Source organism: Mycobacterium innocens (assembly GCF_900566055.1).
In the GTDB taxonomy this organism is placed as follows: domain Bacteria; phylum Actinomycetota; class Actinomycetes; order Mycobacteriales; family Mycobacteriaceae; genus Mycobacterium; species Mycobacterium innocens.
In genome coordinates, this window is record NZ_UPHQ01000208.1 from 1 (window position 1) to 1,896 (window position 1,896).

3 protein-coding genes are annotated in these 1,896 nt (G+C 65.8%); all 3 read left to right on the top strand.

From position 1 onward, the window contains the following. Positions 1–293, top strand: a 293-nt coding sequence (locus tag EET03_RS19780) for a hypothetical protein (RefSeq protein ID WP_122508816.1), incomplete at its 5' end; no start/stop codon positions are given. A 247-nt stretch (positions 294–540) separates the two neighbouring features. Next, entirely contained in the window at positions 541–1,269 is a 729-nt protein-coding gene (locus tag EET03_RS19785) for an LppX_LprAFG lipoprotein (RefSeq protein ID WP_063469836.1), read from the top strand. A gap of 109 nt (positions 1,270–1,378) precedes the next feature. Next, positions 1,379–1,717: a DUF4189 domain-containing protein gene (locus EET03_RS19790; protein ID WP_244232448.1), complete on the top strand. Its 339-nt coding sequence runs from the start codon at positions 1,379–1,381 to the stop codon at positions 1,715–1,717. Positions 1,718–1,896 lie beyond the last annotated feature (179 nt).

Here is a 1,896-nt window from a genome sequence, read left to right on the forward strand (position 1 = left end):
TACTGGTGGTCATGGCCCAACTGGTGCTGTGCGGCGGAATGTTCGCGGTCAACGGCCGGCCTCCGCTCGAGCAACTGGCCTGGCTGTCCCCGTCCCGGTGGGCCTACGCCATGGCCGCCGCCACCGTGGGGGTGAACTTCCTGCACCCGGGTGCGGAAGACCCGCTATGGGATCACGATCGCAGTAACTGGCTCACCGCCGTCGGTATATGCGCGGCGCTGGCGGTGGTCCTGGTGCTCCTGCTGGCGGTCCGGCTCAAGCGGCTCGACCCCCAGCGCAAGGGCCGTAAGTAAGCCCGCGAGATCGGCGCGGCGAGCCTGGCGGTGTTGCTGACCAGTGTTGGCTGCGTGCCGGTCACCGGTGCGGCGCCGCCGGCTTTTCGCTTTGCTCCAACGGCGATCACCCTCTCGCCACCGACACCGACGAAAAGGTAGTCAAGCCGATATCGGCGGGTCTACGCTAAGTCGCCTGGCTTTGGCGCTGCCTCCAGCTGAGTTTGCCCCGCGGCAACGTGCCGTTGCCTCGACGAAGGAGATGTCTATGAAGCGCTGGTCTCGCGCCGCTGTGGCGGCCGTGTCCGCCGTCGCCGCGACGGCACTCGTGCTCACCGGATGTTCCAGCTCAAACAAGGGCGCAGGCGGCGGGTCGAGCAGCCCGGCCAATGGCGACGCCGCCAGCACCGTCAAACAGGCTGCCGACGTCATGGCCAAGGTGACCGGGATGCACGTGAGCCTCACGGTGCAGGGCTCGGTGCCCAACCTTGCAGTGACCAAACTCGACGGCGACGTCTCCAACACGCCGCAAACGGTCGCCACCGGCACCGCGACGCTGGTCGTCGGCAAGAACCCGGTTGATTCGAAGTTCGTCTACGTCGACGGACATCTCTATTCCGACGTCGCCGACCCCGGCACGTACGCCGATTACGGCAACGGCGCGTCGATCTATGACGTGTCGACCCTGCTCGACCCGAATCGCGGCCTCGCCAAACTGCTTTCCGATCTGCAAAACCCGAAAGTGGTTGGCAGCGAGCAGATCAACGGGATCCCGACCACCAAGATCAACGGAACGTCGTCAGCCGACGACATCACGGCACTGGCCGGGGCGCGCCTGAGCCCGAAGGACGCGCAGAACACACCCACCACCGTCTGGATCGCCTCGGACGGGTCTTATCACCTCGTCAAGATCGAAATCAGCCCGGTCCAGAACGGGACCGTGACGATGACCATGTCCGACTGGGGCAAGCAAGTCACCGCAACCAAACCGGCATAGCCGGCCGATCCGACATCGAGCCCCCTCGCTTCAGCATTTGCCGGACCACCGAACCTGGAAAGGAACCACCATGGCATTGACCGCTTTTCAACGCCGAGCTGCGGTTTCAGTGACCAACGTCGTAGCGGTGACGGCGATGATCCTCACGCTGGCACCGGCAGCCGAGGCCGACGGGTACGTGGGCGCGATCGCCTACTCTCCGTCCGGAAAAGTGTTCGGCCGCACCAAGCATGCCCCGTCGAAGGCCGCCGCGGAGAGCGCCGCGCTGGGTGCATGCGGTTATTCCGACTGCAAGGTGCTCGTCACCTTCACCGACTGCGGCGCCATCGCCGAGAACAGCCGCGGTGATCATGCGGGCGGTTACGGGCCCACGCTGCTGGCCGCAGAGCAAGACGCCGCGAAGAACCTCGGTACCTCAGGGTGGATCGGGACCTGGTACTGCAACTAGGGGCTGCTGCGGTCGGAACTCCGGGCCGGCATTCGCACGCGCCCTAAAAATTGTTGCCGTGGGGTGGTGGTGGTTGGGGGTTGTTGGGTGGAGGTGCCGGAGGCTGGGTATGGAGGGTAGGACCGAGGCGGTCGTGATGGAGGTGCCCCGGTTGGAGGTGCGTGCTGGGGGGCGGGTCT

Excerpts from the sequence above, each read along its gene's own strand:
- EET03_RS19785 (WP_063469836.1), top strand. The coding sequence starts at position 541 with ATGAAGCGCTGGTCTCGCGCCGCTGTGGCGGCCGTGTCCGCCGTCGCC.